At 70.8% G+C, this 19,773-nt stretch carries 18 protein-coding genes and 1 riboswitch; of the genes, 10 read left to right on the top strand and 8 right to left on the bottom strand.

All coding sequences use genetic code 11. The features are described 5' to 3' along the window. The first annotated feature begins 48 nt into the window (after positions 1-48). Positions 49-1,191, top strand: coding sequence for an ROK family transcriptional regulator (locus FL583_RS29970; RefSeq protein WP_205752575.1), 1,143 nt, complete (start codon positions 49-51; stop codon positions 1,189-1,191). A gap of 13 nt (positions 1,192-1,204) precedes the next feature. Here FL583_RS29970 and add read toward each other — a convergent pair whose 3' ends face one another. The 3 genes from add to FL583_RS29955 form a co-directional block, all read right to left on the bottom strand. Beyond that, positions 1,205-2,143 carry an adenosine deaminase gene (gene add, locus FL583_RS29965; RefSeq protein ID WP_142708215.1) on the bottom strand — a complete coding sequence of 313 codons (939 nt, stop codon included), beginning with the start codon at positions 2,141-2,143 and terminating at the stop codon, positions 1,205-1,207. Positions 2,144-2,146: 3 nt separating this feature from the next. Then, positions 2,147-2,461 (bottom strand): quaternary ammonium compound efflux SMR transporter SugE, encoded by a 315-nt coding sequence (sugE, locus tag FL583_RS29960; protein WP_142708212.1) that lies wholly within the window; start codon positions 2,459-2,461, stop codon positions 2,147-2,149. Between the two features lie 14 nt (positions 2,462-2,475). Beyond that, positions 2,476-2,541: riboswitch (guanidine-III (ykkC-III) riboswitch) on the bottom strand. 10 nt (positions 2,542-2,551) lie between these two features. Next, positions 2,552-2,920 carry a MarR family transcriptional regulator gene (locus tag FL583_RS29955; RefSeq protein WP_142708210.1) on the bottom strand — a complete coding sequence of 123 codons (369 nt, stop codon included), beginning with the start codon at positions 2,918-2,920 and terminating at the stop codon, positions 2,552-2,554. Between the two features lie 2 nt (positions 2,921-2,922). Between FL583_RS29955 and FL583_RS29950 the strand changes: the two genes are divergently transcribed. Beyond that, a complete protein-coding gene (locus tag FL583_RS29950) occupies positions 2,923-3,309 on the top strand; it encodes a tautomerase family protein (protein WP_142708209.1) in 387 nt (128 codons plus the stop codon). 405 nt (positions 3,310-3,714) lie between these two features. Here the strand turns inward: FL583_RS29950 and FL583_RS29945 are convergent, their stop codons facing one another. The 3 genes from FL583_RS29945 to FL583_RS29935 form a co-directional block, all read right to left on the bottom strand. Further along, the gene (locus FL583_RS29945) at positions 3,715-4,449 is read right to left on the bottom strand and encodes a VOC family protein (RefSeq protein ID WP_142708208.1); all 735 of its coding nucleotides are present in this window, start codon (positions 4,447-4,449) and stop codon (positions 3,715-3,717) included. 38 nt (positions 4,450-4,487) lie between these two features. Further along, on the bottom strand, positions 4,488-6,200 hold the full coding sequence (locus FL583_RS29940) for a GAF domain-containing SpoIIE family protein phosphatase (RefSeq protein WP_205752574.1): 1,713 nt from the start codon (positions 6,198-6,200) through the stop codon (positions 4,488-4,490). Positions 6,201-6,264: 64 nt separating this feature from the next. Then, complete coding sequence (locus FL583_RS29935) at positions 6,265-7,383, bottom strand: serine hydrolase domain-containing protein (protein ID WP_142708207.1); 1,119 nt, start codon at positions 7,381-7,383, stop codon at positions 6,265-6,267. A 45-nt stretch (positions 7,384-7,428) separates the two neighbouring features. Between FL583_RS29935 and FL583_RS29930 the strand changes: the two genes are divergently transcribed. Further along, a complete protein-coding gene (locus FL583_RS29930) occupies positions 7,429-7,881 on the top strand; it encodes a DUF4396 domain-containing protein (RefSeq protein ID WP_142708206.1) in 453 nt (150 codons plus the stop codon). Between the two features lie 162 nt (positions 7,882-8,043). On the opposite strand, the gene FL583_RS29925 is transcribed toward FL583_RS29930, so the two are convergent. After that, complete coding sequence (locus FL583_RS29925; RefSeq protein WP_142708205.1) at positions 8,044-10,029, bottom strand: O-antigen ligase family protein; 1,986 nt, start codon at positions 10,027-10,029, stop codon at positions 8,044-8,046. A 331-nt stretch (positions 10,030-10,360) separates the two neighbouring features. On the opposite strand from FL583_RS29925, the gene FL583_RS29920 reads away from it, so the two are divergent. The 3 genes from FL583_RS29920 to FL583_RS29910 are packed head-to-tail and all read left to right on the top strand — an operon-like array spanning position 10,361 to position 13,310. After that, positions 10,361-11,545, top strand: a complete 1,185-nt coding sequence (locus tag FL583_RS29920; protein WP_240746864.1) for a glycosyltransferase — start codon at positions 10,361-10,363, stop codon at positions 11,543-11,545. Beyond that, a complete protein-coding gene (locus FL583_RS29915; protein WP_142708203.1) occupies positions 11,542-12,174 on the top strand; it encodes a hypothetical protein in 633 nt (210 codons plus the stop codon). The genes FL583_RS29920 and FL583_RS29915 overlap by 4 nt, the downstream gene beginning before the upstream one ends. Then, complete coding sequence (locus tag FL583_RS29910) at positions 12,171-13,310, top strand: PrsW family intramembrane metalloprotease (RefSeq protein ID WP_142708202.1); 1,140 nt, start codon at positions 12,171-12,173, stop codon at positions 13,308-13,310. The genes FL583_RS29915 and FL583_RS29910 overlap by 4 nt, the downstream gene beginning before the upstream one ends. 11 nt (positions 13,311-13,321) lie before the next feature. Here FL583_RS29910 and FL583_RS29905 read toward each other — a convergent pair whose 3' ends face one another. Then, the gene (locus tag FL583_RS29905; RefSeq protein WP_240746863.1) at positions 13,322-14,836 is read right to left on the bottom strand and encodes a lipopolysaccharide biosynthesis protein; all 1,515 of its coding nucleotides are present in this window, start codon (positions 14,834-14,836) and stop codon (positions 13,322-13,324) included. Between the two features lie 217 nt (positions 14,837-15,053). Between FL583_RS29905 and FL583_RS29900 the strand changes: the two genes are divergently transcribed. Genes FL583_RS29900 through FL583_RS29885 form a run of 4 tightly spaced genes read left to right on the top strand, consistent with a single transcriptional unit; the run spans position 15,054 to position 19,538 of the window. Beyond that, entirely contained in the window at positions 15,054-16,193 is a 1,140-nt protein-coding gene (locus tag FL583_RS29900; RefSeq protein WP_142708200.1) for a glycosyltransferase family 4 protein, read from the top strand. Then, a complete protein-coding gene (locus FL583_RS29895) occupies positions 16,190-17,359 on the top strand; it encodes a glycosyltransferase family 4 protein (RefSeq protein ID WP_142708199.1) in 1,170 nt (389 codons plus the stop codon). Before FL583_RS29900 ends, FL583_RS29895 begins: the two co-directional genes overlap by 4 nt. Continuing rightward, positions 17,356-18,309 carry a YveK family protein gene (locus tag FL583_RS29890; RefSeq protein WP_142708197.1) on the top strand — a complete coding sequence of 318 codons (954 nt, stop codon included), beginning with the start codon at positions 17,356-17,358 and terminating at the stop codon, positions 18,307-18,309. Before FL583_RS29895 ends, FL583_RS29890 begins: the two co-directional genes overlap by 4 nt. After that, on the top strand, positions 18,306-19,538 hold the full coding sequence (locus FL583_RS29885) for a glycosyltransferase family 4 protein (RefSeq protein WP_142708196.1): 1,233 nt from the start codon (positions 18,306-18,308) through the stop codon (positions 19,536-19,538). Before FL583_RS29890 ends, FL583_RS29885 begins: the two co-directional genes overlap by 4 nt. Positions 19,539-19,773 lie beyond the last annotated feature (235 nt).

Below are 19,773 nucleotides of genomic sequence, written 5' to 3'. Positions count from 1 at the left end.
GTAGGTGGGCGGAGTGTTCTAGGCAAGAGTCCTGCCTAGAATTGCGCCGTGGACAAGCCGTCGCTGGAGCTCCTCCGGACGATGACCGACGAGAACGTGCTGCGGACGCTGATGCAGCACCGTCGCCTGACGCGCGCCGAGCTCGCCGCGGCGACCGGCATCTCGAAGCCGACGGTGGGCGAGAGCGTGCGTCGTCTCGGCGAAGCCGGCCTGGTCGTAGACACCGGCGAGCGCACCCAGGGCGGCCGGGGCCGGGGCCGCGTCGGCACGTACTACGCGCTGGCCGAGGAGGTGGGCACGGCCCTGGCGATCAGCGTCGCCCCCGAGGGGGTCGTGGCCGAGCGGATCGACGCCTACGGCGAGGTGGTGGCCCGGTCCGAAGAGGCGGTAGCCCGCCCAGCCCACCCCACCGACGTAGCCGCCGCCCTCCACAAGGCCGCCGCAGCCGCCTCCGGGCCCCCGGCCGCCTCGGGCACCGCCAGCGCCGCCGGTGCGGCGGCGGGCGGGCGTATCCGGGTGGCGGTCGTCAGTGCAGCCGATCCGGTGGATCGGGCCAGCGGCCGGATGATCCACCTGCCCGACTCCCCGTTCCTCCTCGGCGAACTCGACCCGCACGACGTCCTGGCCCCGCTCGTGGCCGGACCGATCGTCGTCGACAACGACGTCAACTGGGCCGCCCGGGCGGAACGCGACGACGCCCGCGATTTCGCCTACCTCTACCTCGGCGAGGGCCTCGGCGGTGCGATCGTCAGCGACGGCGAGGTCCGCCAGGGCGCCGGCGGCCTGGCGGGCGAGATAGCGCACCTGATCACGGTCGGTCCGAGCGGCCGAGCCACCCGCCTCATCGACGTCTTCGACGAGCTGGGCCTCCGCCAACCCGACTCCACCGCCATCGATGTCACCCGCCTCCTGGCCACGATCGCCGCCACGGGCGAGGACGTGCGACGAGCGCTCGGCGAGGCCGTCGCCGGCGTGATCGCCGCGATCGTCGCGCTCACCGACCCGTCTTACGTCGTGATCGGCGGCCCCTGGGGCACGCACCCGGCGATCCTCGCCGCGATCACGACCGCCGCCGCCGACCAACCGCGCCAGGTCCCGATCCGCGCCGCTCGACGCACCGGAGAACCCTCCCTGACCGGCGCCCGCCTCGACGCCCTGGATCGCCTCCGCGACGCGATCGTCCGCGCGTAAGACGTAAGACGACTCACCGAACGAACGCGGCCGCCCGCGAATCAGCCTCGATCCGCTCGATCTCCGCTGCACTCAACCCGACCTCCGACCGCGCCACCGCGAACTCCCCCGACAACGTGATCGCCGACGTCCGCGGATCGTCCGTGCACAACGCGACCGGTACGCCGGCCCCCACCAATTCCCGCACCGGGTGCTCCGCGTAACTCTGCGCCGCGTTCGTGTGCACGTTGCTGGTCAGCGCCACCTCCAACGTGACCCCGTGCCCGGCCAGGTACTCCAGCAGCGCCGGGTCCTCCACCGACCGAACCCCGTGTCCGATCCGCTCCGCCCCCAGGTACCGCACCGCGTCCCACACGCTGAACGGCCCGGCGGCCTCGCCGGCGTGCACGGTGACGTGCAATCCGGCATCGCGGGCCCGCGCGAACGCCGGGGCGAAGTCCGCGGCCGGCACCCCGGCCTCGTTGCCGGCCAGGTCGACCGCGCAGAACACGTCCGGCCGGGCCAGCAGCGTCGACACCTGGTCCTCGGCCCGGGCCGGCCCGAGGTCCCGCAGCAGCGTCCCGATCATCCCCACCGCGAGCCCGGCCTCCTTCGCCGCCGACCGGATCCCGTCCGCGACCGCGTCGACGATCGCGACCGGATCCAGCCCGGTCTCCTGCCGGATGAACCACGGGCTGAACCGCACCTCGAGGTGGTCCAGCCCGTCCGCGGCCGCGTCCTCGACGCACTCCCGCGCCGCCCGGTTCCAGTCCTCCTCGCGCGGGAAGGCCGACGGCGCCGCGTCGACCTTGGCCAGGTACGGCAGCAGGCCGCCGAGCGGCCCGCGCGCCACCAGCAGGTCTTCCGGGTCCGCGGCCGACGCGAGCGGATGACCGTCGCGGTGCGCGAGCTCGAGCGTGGTCGAGACGCGCAGCGTCCCTTCGAGGTGACGGTGCAGGTCGATCAGTGGCATGGCCTAATGGAACACCTTCAGACCGACGACGCCGACGACGACGAGCAGCAGACAGCCGACGCGCGCGACGCTCGCCGACTCACCGAGCGCGGCCATGCCGACCAGCGCGGTGCCGACCGCCCCGATACCGACCCAGACCGCGTAACCCGTCCCGATCGGGATCGAGCGCAGCGCGTAGCCCAGCCCGCCCATGCTCAGTACGAGCGCGACGACGAACGTGGCCGACGGCACCAACCGGGAAAATCCGTGGCTCCGCTCCAGAGCGATCGCCCAGACCGTCTCGAGAAGGCCAGAAATGACGAGCACGACCCATGCCATGACAGCTCACCTACGTGAGGTCGTCTTTGCTGGCCGGGTACGACACACCCTCGTCCGGGAGCACCGCGAGAATGCGGCGTCCAGGCCATTTTATCCACGTTCGGCGGCGATGGCGGTTTCGTAGGCCAGGAACGTGTCGACGACCATCCGCTGCTCGGCCGGGGTCAACGGCGCCAACGCCCGACGCCAGGCCCGGGCCCCGGGCGAGAGCCACTCCTCGATCGTCGGCCGCACCGAGGGCTCGACATCGACGATCCGACGCCGGCGGTCGCCCTCGTCCTCTCGCCGCACCAGCACACCCTTCCGGCTCAGATCACCGACGATCAGGCTCACGGTCGTGGGCGCGATCTCCAGCCGAGCGGCCAGCTCCGACACGGTCTGAGCCCCGTCGAGCAGCAGCAACGACAGCAGCGAGAGATGGCGCGGCGCCAGGTCGGCCGACGCGAACTGCTCCGGCACGCGTGCCGCACCTCATCCTCTACGCGCATGAGCCCGACCTGGCCACCAAGGAGGCCGCGCTGATCGCCGCGCTCACCGACGCGATCGTCGAGGTCTACGGCGAGTGGGCCCGCGCCGACGCGGTCGTCCAGCTCGTCGGGCTGGCGCCCGGCCGCTGGGGAATCGGGGGCGCGCCGGCCAAAAACCCGGCCCCGCGCGTCACCTTCGGCATTCGCGACGGGGTCTTCGCCCGCCCGGACGGCCCGGAGATCCTCGCCGCGCTGGCCAGGAACGTCACCGACGCGATCGCGTCCGTGCTCGGCGAAAAGCACCGCGCCGGCACGACGATCGAGTTCGTCGGCGCCCCCGACGGCCGAACCGCCGTCGCCGGAGCCCTCGTCAGCCCGTAACTCACGAAAAAATTCTCCCCGAGCACCCATCCGGACGCGCCCCGGCTCCGAACACCCCGATAGGGAACCCCGTCGAACAGTCGGAGGGGAACCGATCGGCGGGGTTCCCTGGTAGCGCTCAGCCCGTATCCTGTTACTCAGCGCAGGCCCATGGAGGAGAGCGTCGGCTCACGGTCTCGCACGGCGTCCCGGACACACCGGGGGCGGCGGCCACCAGGCCCGCCCCGGGCGCAGCAGATTCCTGACACACACGTGCCGGGACCTGGTGCGAGGGGAGCCGAGTCCCGGAGAAAAGGACCCGGGACATGACCCTCCTCGAACTCCTCACCGCCGCGCTCACCCTCTGCGCCTCGGCCACCACGCTCACCGCCGAACTCCTCCGAGCCCGGCGGGAGCGCGACCACCTCACATCCGGACGGTGAGGCAGAACGGGTGCCCGGCCGGGTCGGCGAACACGCGAAAGCCCTTGCCCTGGCCGGGCAGCCGTTCGGCGCCGAGCTCCAGCACCGCCGCCTCGCCGGCATCGAGGTCGTCGACCTCGATGTCGAAGTGCGCCTGCTGCGGATACGCCGGATCCGGCCACCGCGGCGCCGTGTAACCGCTGATCTGCTGAAACATCACCGAGGTGGCCGCGCCACGGTGATCTTCACCGGCGATCAACGCCCCCTCCGGCCCCTCGTAGGTCACCTCCATGCCGAGCACCCCGGCGTAGAACCGGGCCAGCCCGGCTGCGTCGGGTGCATCGACCGTCGACGCGAACAGCTTCATGGCCGGACCGACGCCGTCGGCCTGGCAGAGGTCGAACGGGTGCCCGGCCGGGTCGGCCAGCGTGATCCACGTCGGCCCGTCGGCGAGCCGAGTCGCGCCCAGCTCCACCGCGCGCTCGGCGGCGGCCTGGTAGCCGTCGATCTGCAGGTCGAGGTGGAACTGCTGCGGGTGCTCCTGCCCCGGCCACTGTGGCGGGACGAGATCCGGCGCGAGCTGGAAGGCGACCTCGTTGCCCTCCGGCGTCCGGACCGTGATCCAGTCGGGATCTCGGCGGACGATCTCCCAGCCGGCGAGCTCGGCGTAGAACGCCGCCAGCTTGTCGATGTCCGGCGCGTCGATGGCGACCATTTCCAGGCGTCCGACTCCAGTCATGCGGCCATCCTGCACCCGCCCACCGACAGAACCCAGGGTCAGCTCGGCGTGGTCACCAACAGCAGAGCGACGTCGTCCTGGCCCTGCGCGGCCGCGTTCTCGATCAGCACGTCGGAGAGCTTCTCCGGATCGCCGTACGACGCCCGGCCGAGGAAGTCACGCAGCTGCTCCATGCCCTCGTCCACCGGCAATCGGCGGTGTTCGACCAGCCCGTCGGTGTGCAGCAGCAGCGAACCACCGCGCGGCAACCGCGCGTAGTGATCGTGACGCGGGAGCTCCTTCGACACCCCGAGCAGCACGTCGGTGCCCGGCAGCATCACCGCGGGCCCGCCCGGCGCGACCAGCGTCGGCGGCGGATGCCCGGCGTTCGACCAGGTCAGCATGTACTCGCCGGTGGGCGTCGGATCGAGGTAGGCCAGCAGCACGGTGGACAGACCCCCGACGCCCAGCGTGTGCGCGGTCCGCTCCATGCGTCGCAGCACCCACGACGGCGACTCCCGCCGATCGGCGATCAGCGTCCGCAGCATCGTGCGGAACTGCCCCATCTGCGCCGCGGCCGCGATGCTGTGCCCGACGACGTCGCCGATGACCAGCGCCAGCCGCCCCTGGTCGAGCGTGATCGCGTCGTACCAGTCGCCGCCGACGTGGTTCTCGTGGTGCGCCGGCGCGTAGCGCGCGACCAGCGTCAGCTCCCGGTGCGACGGCAGCGGGGTCAGCAGCGCCTTCTGCATGGTCGCCGCGGCCGTCCGCCGATCGTCCAGTACGGACGCCCGCGTCACCGCCTGGGTGACGTACCCGGCCAGCGCGACCAGCACCGCCTGCTCCGACGAGTCCAGCCGGTAGGGAACTTCCCAGGCCAGCGTCAGCGCGCCCAGCGCCCCGCCGGACGAGGGCAACGGCACGCTGGCCGACGACTGCCAGCCCATCTCCTCGAACGTCGACAGCGCATCCGGCGCCGACCGGCCCACCTCGTCCAGCGACGGCAGCAGGACCAGGCCACCCGACGAAACGGCCAGCGCCGTCGGCGTCCGCTCCGACGAGTCGTACCGGAGCCACCGCTCGGCGACGTGGTCCGGCAGGAACTGCTGGGAGGCCAGCACGACCTGACGTCCGGCCTCCAGCAGCGAGATGCCGACGTACGCCGGAGCCAGCGCCTCGGTGACCAGATCGCGCACCGCGACGACGATCTCGTCGAGCGTCGTCGTGCCGCCGAGCGCGTGGGAGGCGTTCAGCAGCAACTGGGTCCGGGCGAACTCCCGCTGCGTCTGGGAGTTGGCGATCCGCAGCCGCAGGCTGTCCGAGCAGGCCGCGGCCAGGTCACGCAGCGCGCACAACTCGTGCTCGGTCCACTGCCTCGGCGAGTGGTCGATCGCGCACAGCGACCCGAGCACCTGACCGTCGGCGTCGGTCAGCGGCATCCCCGCGTATCCGACCACACCCAGGTCGTCGATCGCGAGGTTGCCCCGGACCCGCGGGTCGACCCGGGCGTCGACGACGACCAGCGGCTCCGCGGTCGCGACCACGTGCTGGCAGAACGAGTGGCTCAGCGGCGTCTGCCGGGCCTGTGCCCACGGGTCGCCCAGCCCACACGCGCCGGGGAAGAACTGCCGATCGACGTCGACCAGCGAGACCAGCGCCACCGGCACGCCCAGGACGGTGCGCACCATCTCGGCGAACCGGTCGAACATCGGGTCCGCGGCCGCGTCCAGCCCGGTGCGACTCAGCGCGTCGAGGCGCGCGGTGTCACTCACCGCGCACGTCGGTCTCGGTTCTGCGCGGCACGGTGGTCATCACCGCAGTCTAAGCCCGAAATCGCTAAACCGCCTGGTGAGAGAGCTCATTCCAGAAGTCCCGGTACAGCTCGGAGCGCAGCGGCATGCCCGAGCGCTGGGTCAACAGGATGCCGATCGTCTCGGTCGCCGGTTCCACCCACAGTGACGTTCCGAGCCCACCGTCCCAGCCGAACCGCCCGGACGGGGCGACCGCCAGCCCGAAGCCCCAGCCGTACCCCTCCAGGAAACGCGGGACCGGCACCGTGACCTGGTTGGTGGTCATCGCCGACACCGACGCCCGGGTCAGCAGCCACTCCCCGCCGAAACGTCCCCCGCCGAGCAGCAGCTGCCCGAACGCCAGCAGGTCCGACGCCGTCGAGACCAGCCCGCCGGCCGCCGACGGGTACGTCGGCCGCTCCCGCCACTCGCTGCCCCACGCCCCGGGGTCGTACACGTGCAGGTCCCCGCTGCGCGGGTCCGGCGCGTACGCCGGTGGCACCCGGTCGAGCTTCTCCGCCGGCACGGCGAAGCCGGTGTCCACCATCCCGAGCGGGTCGAAGATCCGCTCGGACAACAACTGCTCCAACGACCGTCCGGACGCCCGGGAGAGCAGAATTCCCAGCACGTCCGCGCCCAGGCCGTACGTCCAGCCTTCACCCGGCTGGTGCAGCAGCGGCAGCGAGCCGACCCGGCGGAGCCACTCGTCCGGGCTGTCGGAGTTCTCCGGGATCGGCGGCCCGTTGAGCACCCGCAGCTCGTTGGCCGCCCGGCGTAGCGGCGAGGGGCCGCCCCCGAAGAACAGCCCGAACCCCCACGTATTGGTCAGCAGGTGGCGAAGCGTGATCGGGGTCTTCGCCGGCTCCGTGTCGTCCACATCGGCCTCGAGGGACCGTAGGACCCGCGGGTTGCCGAGCTCGGGCAACCAGAGATCCACCGGGTCGTCGAGGCCGAGGCGGTCCTCCTCGGCCAGCATCAGCGCGGCCGCCGCGACGATCGGCATCGTCATCGCCCCGATGCGGACGATCGCGTCCGCCCGGAACGGTGCACTGCGCTCCAGGTCGGCGAAGCCGACCGCGTCGACGTCCACCTCGCCGCGCCGGCTCACCACCGTGACGCCTCCGGGCGCGTACCCGGCGTCGACGTGGGAGGTCAGAACGTTCATCCGGACAGCTTCTCAGGAAAACTTGACGCTATACCCCATGGGGGTATGTTGGAGCCCGTGAAAACCACTTGGTCGATGGCCGCGCAGGCCACGCTGCACTGCCTCACCGGGTGTGCGATCGGTGAGGTGCTGGGCATGGTGATCGGCACCGCGCTGGGCTTGCACAACGCGGCCACCGTGGTGCTGTCGATCGTGCTCGCGTTCGTGTTCGGCTACGGCCTGACGATGCGGGGCGTCCTGAAGGCCGGGCTGACGTTCCGGCAGGCGTTCGGGGTCGCGCTCGCGGCCGACACCGTGTCGATCACGGTCATGGAGATCATCGACAACGCGGTGGTCGTCGCCGTGCCCGGCGCCATGGACGCCGGCCTCACCAGCCTGCTCTTCTGGGCCTCACTGGCGTTCTCGCTGGTCGTCGCGTTCGTCGTCACGACGCCGGTGAACTACTGGATGATCGGCCGCGGCAAGGGCCACGCGGTCGTCCACCAGTACCATCACTAGGCCATGTTTCAAAGGTTCAGGCCGTCGTGGGCGTGGGCCAGGCGGCGACCGGCAAGGCGGAGGTCTTTCCGGATACCGCTGTTGTATCCGGGAAGGCCGACAACGCGGCCGGTCGTCGTCTGGGCCTCGGCCACGGCGGGCTGCTGGCCTTTGAAGCACGGCCTAAACTCCGACGAGCTCCCGGTCGTCTTCGTATTCGTCGATCTCCTCGACCTCGTCCGCGGGGCGGCGGCGCGCCACGGCCGCGGCCGTCGCGAGCACCAGCGCGAACGCGGCCGCACCGAGACCGGCCACCATCCCGGGATGCGTCGGCACCGCCGACGGCCGGCGCGGCTGCTGCAGCACGTACGGCGTGCGCAGCGTCTTGATGTCGTCGGCGATCACCAGACCGGCCGCCACCGCGAGGTTCTCGGCCACGGTCTCGTCGCGCGCGTTCGCGGTGATCGTGATCGCCCCGCCCTGGCGGGAGACCTCCATCGTCACCGACATGTGGTCGGCCTGCTCCTGGGTCAGACCGGCCCGCCTGGCCACGACGCTCTCGAAGTCGGGCGCGCTGGCGACGTACGTCATCGACGGCACCAGCCACCCGCGCGTGAGCAGGTCACGCTGGTAGGACGTCAACCAGTCGTTGGCGGCCGACGACGGCGTGATCTGGGCGTCGGTCGTCGCCGTGTACGTCGTCGGGATCGCCTTCACGACCAGCGCGGCCGCGAGCAGCGCGACCAGGCCGGCCGCGGGCAGCAGCACCCGCGGCGCCCACTTCCGGACGTCGACCGGGCTCTTCGCCCGCGGGATCTGCACGAACGCGGAGTCCGGCGCCGAGGCCACCGCCCAGCGGACGCGGACGTCGAGCGCCGCCGCCGTCGCGGCGAGCATCAGCAGCACGCGGAAGTCCGACAGGTGCAGGAACACGCTCGCGCCGAGCCAGCCGACCAGACCGGACGCGACACCGACGGCCAGGACGTGCTCGGTGCGCCGCCCGATCGACCGGGCGAGGTTCGAGACCCGCCACGACACGAACAGGATCGAGCCGAAGAAGATCGCCCAGGCCGCGAGCAGCACCAGCCCGCCGTCGGCGGCCTGCTCCAGGTAGAAGTTGTGCGCGGCGACCACGATCGTGACCGGATCGCCCTGGTTGGAGTAGCGGTCGTACTGCGGGAACAACGAGCCGTACGTCCCCATCCCGTGCCCGAAGGCCGGGCTGTCGAGGAACATCCGCCAGGCCGCTTCCTGCAGCCGGGCCCGGGTGACCAGCGACGGGTCGGCCGCCGCGATGTTCGACGACGCCCCGACGTCGGCCAGCGTCGCCAATCGACTGCCGACGCCGCTGATCGGGATCGCGACGATGAGCAGCAGCGGCGCGTAGGCGAGCATCCGACGGTGCTTCGGGCCGGCCATCACGAACCAGAGCGCGATCGCCGGCATCACCGCGAGGAAGCCGCCCCGCGACTGGGTCAGGAAGATGCCGCCGAGCAGCGCGAGCGCGCAGCCGACCCAGAACAGCTTGGTCAGGCCGCGGTTGATCGCCCACAGGCTCAGCGCCAGCGGCGTCACCAGCACGAGCGTGCGGGCCCAGAAGTTGACGTCGCCGGCGGTGCCCGAGTGCCTCGGGGTCAACGCACCGTCTTCCAACGTCAGCGGCACGTTGCTCAGCCCGTGGAGGTCCCCGGCGTTGTGCAGCACGAACTGGTGGACGAGGGTCAGCGCGGCGATGACCGCCAGGCCGGCGACGGCGCCCGACAGCATCGCCTTCCACGAACCGGTCGAGCAGAGCAGCGCGTAGATGACCACGAAGTACAGCAGGCCGTTCGCGTAGTCCATGAACAGCGTCCAGCTCGTCGCCGGGTCGGCGGAGTTGAACATCGTCACGAACCAGGCCGCCACCAGGATCAGCAGAGCGGTCAGCACCGGGGACCAGCCGACCTTGAGCTTGCCCTGCCGCCAGAGCACGAACAGCGCGAGCAGGACGAGCCCCAGCATCGGCTTGAACGGGCTCGGGAGACCGTTGGTCACGAGGACGCCGTTGAGACCGGTCGCGTCCAGCGTGACGGCTAAGACGAGGATGATCGTCGGCCGAAGCAGGGCAAAAGCGACGAGAGCCGCACCGACGATCCCCGCCGCGACGAGTCCCGCGATCGTGGATACCACTGTGCTCCCCGGACGCTGATACGGAGGAATTGACGAATGCTTCGGCCCTGGCCGAGGCTACCTACACTTTCAAGTCGCGGGGTTTCGCGCCAGTGTCGTCCTGAGCAGTATCCGTTGTCGGGATTCTGTTCGAGCGATGATCGGCATCTGGCCCTCTGGAGTACTGGCCGGGGCCGTAACGTAGCGGACCCACAGACAAGGTTAGATGTCCCGCGAGGCGGCCGCAGGCTGTAGCGAGGGGGAGCCGATGGCGGAATCCGCCCAGGTCAGGCGAGCGGTGTATATCACCACGACCGAACCAGAACCACGTTCGTACGGTAAGCGCGTGGTCATGGGCGGCATCCTCGACTACCTCTGCGACATGCTCGGGGACGACAACGTCGATCTGATCCTGATCGCCAAGCCCGACGTCGAGATCCGCCCGACCCGGTACCGGATGCACGTCGTGGCCAAGCCGCGGGCGTCCGAGCAGGTCCGGTCGTTGGTGACGCGGGTCGCCGGCGGGCCGCACACGTCGATCCAGGAGGCCGCGGTCTACGCGCCCCGGATCGCCAAGGAGATCGCCGAGCTGCTGACGTCGATCGACGCCGACCTCGAGGTCTGGGACACGATCCGCACCGGCCAGTACGCGGCCGGGGTGCCCCGGCGGCGACGCGTGCTCTACGAGGACGACCTGTTCTCGGAGCGGTACAAGACGATGCTGCGCGAGATGAACGGCCCGAGCAACCGGCAGGTCAACCCGCTCGGCGAGTTCCACAAGATGCTGCCCGCCCCGGCCCGGCCGCTGCTGTCGCGCAAGTCGGTCTACCGTCCGCTGCTGCGCCTGGAGTCGCGGCTGGTCGGCGCGTCCGAGCGCAACCAGCCGGCCGAGTTCGACGCCACGCTGCTGGTCAACGACGAGGAGACGAACCGGCTCCGCGGGTTCACCGGGCGCACCGACATCCACACGCTGCTGCCGATGCTGCCCGAGGTGCCGCTGCACGACCGGGCCCCGGCCGGGTCGCGGTTCGCGTTCCTCGGCGGCCTCGACTACGCGCCGAACGCCGACGGGCTGGCCTGGTTCCTGAACAACTGTCGGGAACAGGTGCTGGCCGCACTGCCCGACTTCGAGCTGCTCGTGATCGGCAAGGGCACCGAGGTCGGGGTGCCGGAGGCGGCGGCCTGGGGCGAGCACGTCAAGTTCGTCGGCTGGGTGGACGACCTGGGCGAGACGCTGGCCAGCTGCTCGGCCCTGCTGTCGGTGCTCCGGGTGGGCAGCGGAATCAAGATCAAGGTGCTCGAGGCGCTGTCCCGGTCGTTGCCGGTCGTCGCCACCCCCTACGGCGTGCAGGGCACCGAGGTCGGCGAAGACAACGGCTGCCTGATCGGCTCGACGCCGGAGGAGCTCGCGGCGCTGCTGGCCCGAGCGGCCGAGCCGGAGACGAACCGGAAGCTGTCGGCGGCGGCCCGCGAGACCTGGGACAAGCGCTTCGCGCCGGACGTCATCCGGCGGAGCTACGACGCGTTCTTCTCGTGACCGCGGCCCCGCCCGACGGCTGGGTGCCGGTCGAGCACCGGCTCTTCGGGTTCGACCGGCGCCGGTTCCGGCCGGCGCTGTTCGTGCTGGGCGTCGCGCTGGTGCTCATCTACGGGACGCAGGCGCTGAACGCGGTGATCCCGTGGAACGACCCGACCCGGGCCGGTGACGTGCTCGACCTCGGCGACGGGGCGACCGCGGTGCCGCCGGTCGGCTGGCAACTCGAGGACGGCGCGCTCGTCGGAGCCGGGAACTCCGGCACCAGCCCGACCAGCAGCAGCATCACGCTGGCCAAGGCCGGCGCGGTGATCCACCTGCAGGGCGCGCGGTTCGACGGCAGCGCGTCCGCGTTCCTCGATCAGGTGGCGAGCGTCTCCGACCGGACGTCCGCGGTGAGCGGCCAGCGGACCTCGTACACGACCGCGGCCGGGCTGGTCGGCGTGGTCGAGAGCGAGAGCGGGCCGAGCGGCGACGGCCTCCGGGCGGCGTTCAAGCTGGCCACAGGTACGGATGCCGACGCGGCCCCGGCGCTGCTGGTCGTCGTCAGGACTGCGCCCGGGCAGTTCGAGCGGTACCGGGATCAGATCGACGCGCTGCTCAGCAGCATCACCCCGGAGGCCGCGCGATGAGCGGGGCGCAGCTCTCGGCGATCGAGGAGTCGGGCTGGGGCACGCCGTACCGGTTCGTGCAGCTCACCAACCCGGCGTTCTGGGTGTACCTGATCGGCGTCGGAGCGGGCGCGGTCGGCCTGTTCAAGTTCTTCGCCCCGGCCGTCGGCCCGTACAGCGCGGCCCTCACCAGCGGAATCGTGCTGTTCGCGATCTACCTGGGGCCGTGGCTGCTGCTCCTGCGGCACCACAACCGGTACACGGCCCAGCCGGGCGGCCTACTGGCGACCGGCTTCGTCTGGGGCGGGGTCGCGGCGACGTTCTGGATCGCGCTGCCGGCCAACGACGCGCTGCTGGAGGTCTGGTCGAAGGTGCTCGGGCCGGCCACCGCGTCGGACTGGGGAGCCGGGCTGACCGCGCCGATCAACGAGGAGTGGAGCAAGGGCCTCGGGCTGATCCTGCTGATCGGGCTCGCCCCGCGCCTGGTCCGCAGCGCGTACGACGGTTTCATCATCGGCGCGTACATCGGCCTGGGGTTCCAGGTCTTCGAGGACGTGCTCTACGTCTACAACAACGCGACCTCGACGTTCGGCGCCGACCAGCTGAGCTCGACGCTGTCGGTGTTCGCGCTGCGCGGGGTGGCCGGGATCGTGTCGCACGCGCTGTTCAGCGCGATCTTCTGCGCGGGCGTCATGTGGGTGCTGGGCCGGGTGCCGGAGGACCGGAAGTTCGGGCGGGGCGTACTGGCCTGCCTGGTCGCGATGTTCTTCCACTTCAGCTGGGACGACGCCGGGGCGCTGGCCGGTGGGGTGGACTGGCTCGCGGTCGTGTTGCCGTGGCTGGTGCTGCTGCCGGTCGAGCTCGCGGTGCTGTTCTTCGTCCTGCGTCACGCGGCGACGACCGAGCGGGGCTGGACCCGCGCGCTGCTGGAGCCGGAGGTGGCCGCCGGCGTCGTCGACGCCGACCTGCTCACCGCGGTCAGCGGCCTGCGACGCGACCGGAAGCGCTACCGCAAGCACCTGGGCAGCCGCCGCCGGGCCCGCCACCTGATCGAGGCGGCCGGCGACCTGGCCCACGAGATCGCCACCGCGCGGGGCGAGGACACCCCGCGCGTCCAGCACGCCCGAGCCGAACTCCTCCGCCTCCGCGAGGCCTGAAGTCCGAGGCCTCAGGCCGCCGCGGTGGCGGGGGCGCGATTGCCGCGGTTGCGCACCGCGCCGAGGACGCCGATCAGCTCGCGACGGGCGCTCAACCCTCCGACCACCGCGATCACCGCCCCGCACACCACGGTCAGCAGCAGCAGCGACCAGAACGAGTTCTCTGGCAGCACCGACCGCAACGGCAGCCCGACCGCGGCGACCGCCGCCCCGGTCAGGAACCCGGGCGCCAGCGTCAGGGCCATCGCCCCGACCGACACTCCGGTCACCCGGATCGCCATCGTCACCCGGATGATCGCGTAGACGATCTCGAACCCGATGTGCACGGCCGCGACCGCGGCGATGCTCGTGTGCGCGGCGAACCCGAACGCGATCGTCACCAGGATCGTCGCCGGGATGTCGAGGACCAGCAGCAGCCCCGGCCGGCCCAGGGCTGAGAAAACGTCACCGCTGGCCCACCCGAGCGACTGGCAGGCCAGGGCCAGCGAGACCAGCGCCATCGGGACGATCGCCGGCTCCCAGGTCGCCGAGAACACCACCGGGATCGCCAGCGGCGCCAGCACGGCCAGCGTCACGCCGGCGGCCAGCCCGAACAGCGACACCAGCCGCGTCGCGCGCAGCATCGTCGCCCGGAGCCGCTCGATGCCGTCGACGCGGGCCCGGGCGTAGACCGGGAACGCCACGGTCGTGAAGATCCACAACACGTTCGCGATGATCAGCTCGGGCAGCCGGTAGCCCATCCCGTAGTAGCCGAGCGCCGCCGAGCCCAGGATGCTGCCGATGAACAGGTAGTCGACGCTCGACCGGAACGACCCCAGCACCCGGACGCCGGTCACCGCGCCACCGAACGAGACCAGGGACCGGATCCGGCTCCACCGCAGGCTGAAGTCGGGCCGGATCGGCACCAGCGACCACATGATCAGCGTGCAGACGGCCTCGCCGGCGATGATGCCGAGCGCGATGCTCCACGCTCCGAACCCGGTCAGCGCCAACGGGATCGACACCGCCACCCGGACGCCCGCCCGAGTCAGATCGGCGACAGTTCGCTTCTTGAACTGCATGTCACGTTTGAGAACCGCATCGTTCACCTGGCTCGCGCCGCGGAACAGCGGATAGAGAAAAAGAGCGGCGAATATAGCGGTCTGGTCCGATTCGCCGAACAACCGCGCTATGAGCGGAGAGAAGGCAATTCCTAGCACACAGATGGATGCACTCAACGCGAGATTCAACCCCGCTGCGAGCCGTACCCGTTCGTTAATTCCCCGTTCTTGTTCGTACACGAGTGCGTAGCCGACGCCCAGGTCGAGGGCAGCGTCAAAGAACGTGATGATCGTCAATCCGGCGGTTACGAGGCCGAAATCCTCCGGAACCAAAAGGCGCGCGAGCAACGCGGTGAGCGCCAGCACCACCAGGCGGTTACCGCCCCAGGCCAGTGTGGTCCAGAGAAATCCCCTGGTAGCAGCACCGGACAGACTCGGCTGAACGGCTGGTTCAGCACTGTCTCTTCCGGGGTCAGGCGCGCCCATAGGGTCCTCATAAGCGCTCGACTGCTGCACGTTTCCTCCCCAGACACGGCTTAATGTCCCATTCGCTCGGCGCGTTACGCCGGACTTCGGGCGATCTGTGAGCCCAGGAACCGTGCACCATCCGCATGCTAACGTGGGCCCCGAAACTAACACCCATGCCTATTCGCTCATCCGTTGTTGGTGAGCTCGACTAATCGCGTCCACGGGTGGGAGCACAATGGTTCGAGTACTGACGCTCGTCGACGCGTTTCGGTTGGGTGGTGCCGAAACGCTGATCGCGCAACTCGGTCGTGTCGCGGGCACGGCCGGGTTCGAGATGGACGTGCTCAGCCTCTCCCCGCCGTCGGAAGAGCACTCGAAGCTCGAACCGCTGCTGCGCGAATCCGGCCTGACGCCCCGGTACCTGGGTGTTCGTCGCACGCTCGACCCGCGCGCACCGCGCCTGCTCGCGAACGCGATCAAGGAGTCCGGCGCCGACGTCGTCCACGCGCACCTCGAGATGGCGATGACGCTCGCGGTGCCCGCGGCCAAGATGGCCGGCCGCAACGCGATCTGCACCTGGCACCACGTCCACCGGGCGCTGCCGGGCCGGGCGGCCTGGCGGGAGAAGCTCGCGCTCGAGGTCTCCAGCCGCGCCTACCGCACGATCTTCGTGTCCGAGGCCTCGCGGAAGTCGTTCGCCGACAAGTACCGGCCCGGCAAGCCCCTGCCGAAGAACTGGGTCGTCGTCCACAACGGCGTCGACCTGGCGCACTTCTCCCCCGGCCCGGCGCTGATGCCGCCGGAGTTCGGCGTCACCGGCCGGCCGGTCGTCACCGTGCTGGCCGCGCAGCGCGACTTCAAGGGCATCACGCACGCGGTCGACGCCTGGCCGAAGGTCCGCGCCGCCCGCCCCGAGGCCCGGATGCTGCTGGTCGGCTCGGGTGACGAGCATGAGAACCTGCGCTGCCAGGTCGCCGAGGCCGGCCTGCAGGACGACATCATCTTCACCGGCGCCCGCTCCGACGTCGTCGACATCCTGCGGGCCTCGGACGTCGTCCTGCTGCCGTCGACCTACGGCGAGAACCTGCCGACGGTGCTGATCGAGGCGGCCGGCTGCGCCCGGCCGGTCGTCGCCAGCCGCATCGGCGGCATCCCCGACATCGTCGAGGACGGCGTCACCGGCCTGCTCACCCCGCCCGGTGATCCGAGTGCGATCGCCGACGCGCTGATCTCGCTGCTCGACGATCCGTCCCGCCGGGCCGCGATGGGCGTAACCGCCCGTTCACATGTCGAGCAACATTTCGACGCGGTGAACTGGGCGCGTCAGCTCAAGTCCCTGTACGAAGAGGCATCCGTGGTCGGAGTACCGGCGTGACCGCTCCGGCCCGCCCCCGTGTCGTCGTCGTCGCCGAGGCCGCTCCCATGCGGGGCGGCATCGCCACGTTCGCCGAGACCATCACCGCCGACCCCCGGCTGGCCGCGGACTTCGACGTCCAGTTGCTGAACACCGCCCGCACGGCCACCCGGCAGGGCGGCAAGCTGGTGTTCTCGAACGTCACGCACGCACTGTCGGACGCCTGGAAGACGTACAAGGCCGCCCGCAAGGCCGACATCATGCACGTCCAGCTCGTCGCCGACCCCGGTCTGCCGACGATCCGGGCCGCCGCGCTGTGCCTCGCGGCCCGGGCGGGCACCCGCGGTGTGATCGCGCACTGCCACTCGGCCGTCGGCAACGCCGGCCGGCCCGAGGTGGCCGACTACAGCGCCCGCGACCGGCGGATCCTCCGCCTGGTCGGGGTCAGTTCGCTGGTGCTCACGGTCTCCGACGCCGGTACTCGGACGCTGCAGCAGATCCTTCCGAAGACCCGCGTGGAGACCGTCGACAACGCGGTGGAGGTGAGCAGCTTCGAGCTCGCACGGCTCGACGCCGACGTCCCCACCGTGCTGTTCGTCGGCGTGGTGTGCGCCCGCAAGGGCGTACCGGAGCTGGCCGCGGCCGGGGCCGCGCTGCGCGAGCGCGGGGTGCCGTTCAACCTGGTGGTGATCGGCGGGCAGGGCCCGACGCCGGACGACGAGTACGCCCGGGTCACCGCGGCCCTCGACGAAGCCGGCCTGGCCGACTCGGCGGTGGGGCCCGAATACGGCGAGCAGGTACGGGCCCGCCTCCGGCAGAGCGACGTGTTTGTGTTGCCGTCCTATCTTGAGGGCCAGCCGATGGCCATCCTCGAAGCGATGTCCAGCGGCCTGCCGGTCGTGGCCACCGCGATCGGTGCGGTACCGACGATGATCCGGGACGGGGTCGAAGGCCGGGTCGTCGAGCCGGGTGACGTGCCTGCGCTCACTGCGGCACTGGAAGACGTCCTGACGTCGAGCAAGCGGCGCCAGGCGATGGGAGCAGCTGCCCGAAAACGAGCCGAGGAGCGGCATGACCTGCCAATACTTAGTGCTCGACTGGCTGCTGCCTACCGGTCAGTGCTGACCAGGACACGTGGCCGGGGACGCAGGTCGCAGCCGAGCACCGAAGATGGGACCTTCAAGTGAGTGATTTCCAGCCGCTGCGGCGCAGCTTGCAGATCGCTGCCGTCGCGGCCCTACTCGTGTTGGTCGCCGGCGTGGTGTTCGCGCTGACGCAGCAGGGTCGCTACAAGGCCGAGACCTCGCTGATCGTCCTCCCGGCCAGCACCCTGGACGCTCAGTCGCAGGCCAGCTTCCTGGAGACCCTCAGCCGCGGTCAGGTCACCGCGACGATGGCCGAGGTCGCGCAGAGCGGCCGGTTCGAGACCGAGGCGGAGAAGGCGCTGGGCCTCTCGGCGTCCGAGGCCGAAGACACCACGGTCACGGTCACGGTCGTCCCGTCGACGTCGGTGCTGCTGATCGACGCCGAGGCCAGCTCGCCCGAGGTCGCCGAGCAGCTCGCCGACCGCACGGCCGCGCTGAGCGCCGCGTACCTCCAGTCGATGATCAAGCCGTACACGGCCAGCCAGGTGCGTCCGGCCGAGGGCACCGCGTACGCCGCGGGCACCGCGACCTGGATCGTGCTCGCCGGCACCGTGATCGCCGCGCTGGCCGTCGCGCTCGCCGTCCAGCAAGCCGCCTACCAGGTGCTGCAGGCCCGCCGGGCGAAGCGCCGTCCGCTCCGCCGTCCGGCCTTCACGGCCGCCGGCACGCCCGCCGTCGCGGCTCCGGCCGGGCCGGCCGGGACGGCCGTGGCCCCGATGGTGGTCCCGCCGAGCGTGGCCACCCCGACGGTCACCTCTCCGACCGTCCCCGGTACGGTCCACACCGCCGCCCAGCAGACCGCGGCGGCCCACTCGGCCGTCTCGCGGCCGACCGCCAAGGGCACCGCGAAGCCGATCACCAACGGCTTCGGCGGGGAGAAGAAGAACGAGAAGACCCCGGCCGAGTCCGGGACGAAGACCGGGTCGACGAAGACCGAGTCCGCAGCCGCGAACGAGTCCGACACGACGAACGAAAGAGTTCTGTTTTCGTGACCGATAGCCCTGACCCGGCACCGCTCTCGATCGTCCTGGTCGAGTTCCTCCCCAGCGGGGGGATGTTCCAGTTCAACTTCATGCTCGGCGAGGCGCTCGCCTCGCTCGGCCACGACGTCACGCTGCTCACCGGGCCGACGCCCGAGCTGCAGACCAAGGTGCCCGGCTTCACGGTCCGGTCACACTTCCCGACCTGGCACCCGGGCGCCGACACCGGCGAGGCCAACCTGTTCCGCAAGGTCCGCCGGGTCTTCCGGGCGGCCAGGCTGACGTACTCGTGGATGAAGCTGGTCCGCTACGTGCGCCACGAGCGTCCGGACGCCGTTCTGCTCGGCGAGATGCGGTTCGCCCTCGACAGCTGGTTCGCGGTGCGGCTCTCGAAGCGCAAGCGGCCGGGCACGGTGATCGGCGAGGTCGCCCACAACCCGACGCCGTACGACGTGAGCGGCGACTCGGACAGCGTCGAGAAGGTCGACCCGGCGACGCAGCGCGCGCTGCGGGCCGCCTACAAGTCGTTCGACCTCGTCCTGACGCTCGGTCCCGGCCCGCGTGACGACCTTCTCAAGGCCTACCCCGAGGTGCGCCGCACCGCGGTGATCGGGCACGGCGAGTACTCCGCGTTCGCCGAGGAGGCCGCGGCGACGCCGGGCGCGAGCACGACCCCGCCGCGGATCGTGTTCTTCGGCACCTGGACCCGCTACAAGAACATCCCGATGCTGCTCAACGCGTTCGCGAAGGTCCGGGCCGAGCGCCCGGACGCCGAGCTCGTCATCGCCGGCCCGGTCATGGCCGACCTGGATCTCGACGCGGTGACGCAGCAGGCCGCCGACATTCCGGGCGTCGATCTGCGGCCGGGCTACGTGGCGATGGAAGATGTGCCGGTCTTGTTCGCCGGGGCCCGAGTCGTCGCACTTCCTTACGAAATCGTCAATATCAGCGGTGTCGTGCATATGGCGTATACCTTCGCCCGGCCGGTCGTCGCGACCGACGTCGGATCGATGCGTGACGTCGTGATCCAGGGCCAGACCGGATTGCTCGCTCAACCGACTCCGGACGGATTCGCCGAAGCTCTTCTGACGCTTCTTTCCTCTCCCGCCGATGCCGAACGCATGGGGGTCGGGGGATACGAGTTCATGAAGAGCGAATTGTCGTGGGAAAGTGCCGCAGAACGGGCTGTCGAGGGTTTCCGCGCGGCCCAGTCGGACAGCGTAACCGCCCACAGCAAGTAGCAGTTTCCGCGCAAACCGGTCACCACAGTGATGGCTCGCAACACAACGACGTCCTGTCACACTGCGGTAACCCAAACCAACCTTCCGGAGTGGAATTCTCAGCCGAGCGGCCAGAAACAGAGTCAGATAGCCGACGGCCGGTCCGGGGTATGGCAATTTAGCCTGGTCACGGCCCGCGGAATGGAACTCGGGCCGGTGGCGACGTATTGTCGGCGCAGGGCGAACGACCAAACCA

This window comes from Cryptosporangium phraense (genome assembly GCF_006912135.1).
GTDB lineage: Bacteria > Actinomycetota > Actinomycetes > Mycobacteriales > Cryptosporangiaceae > Cryptosporangium > Cryptosporangium phraense.
The sequence above is the reverse complement of the archived record's forward strand: the minus strand, read 5'-3'. Positions and strand labels throughout refer to the sequence as shown.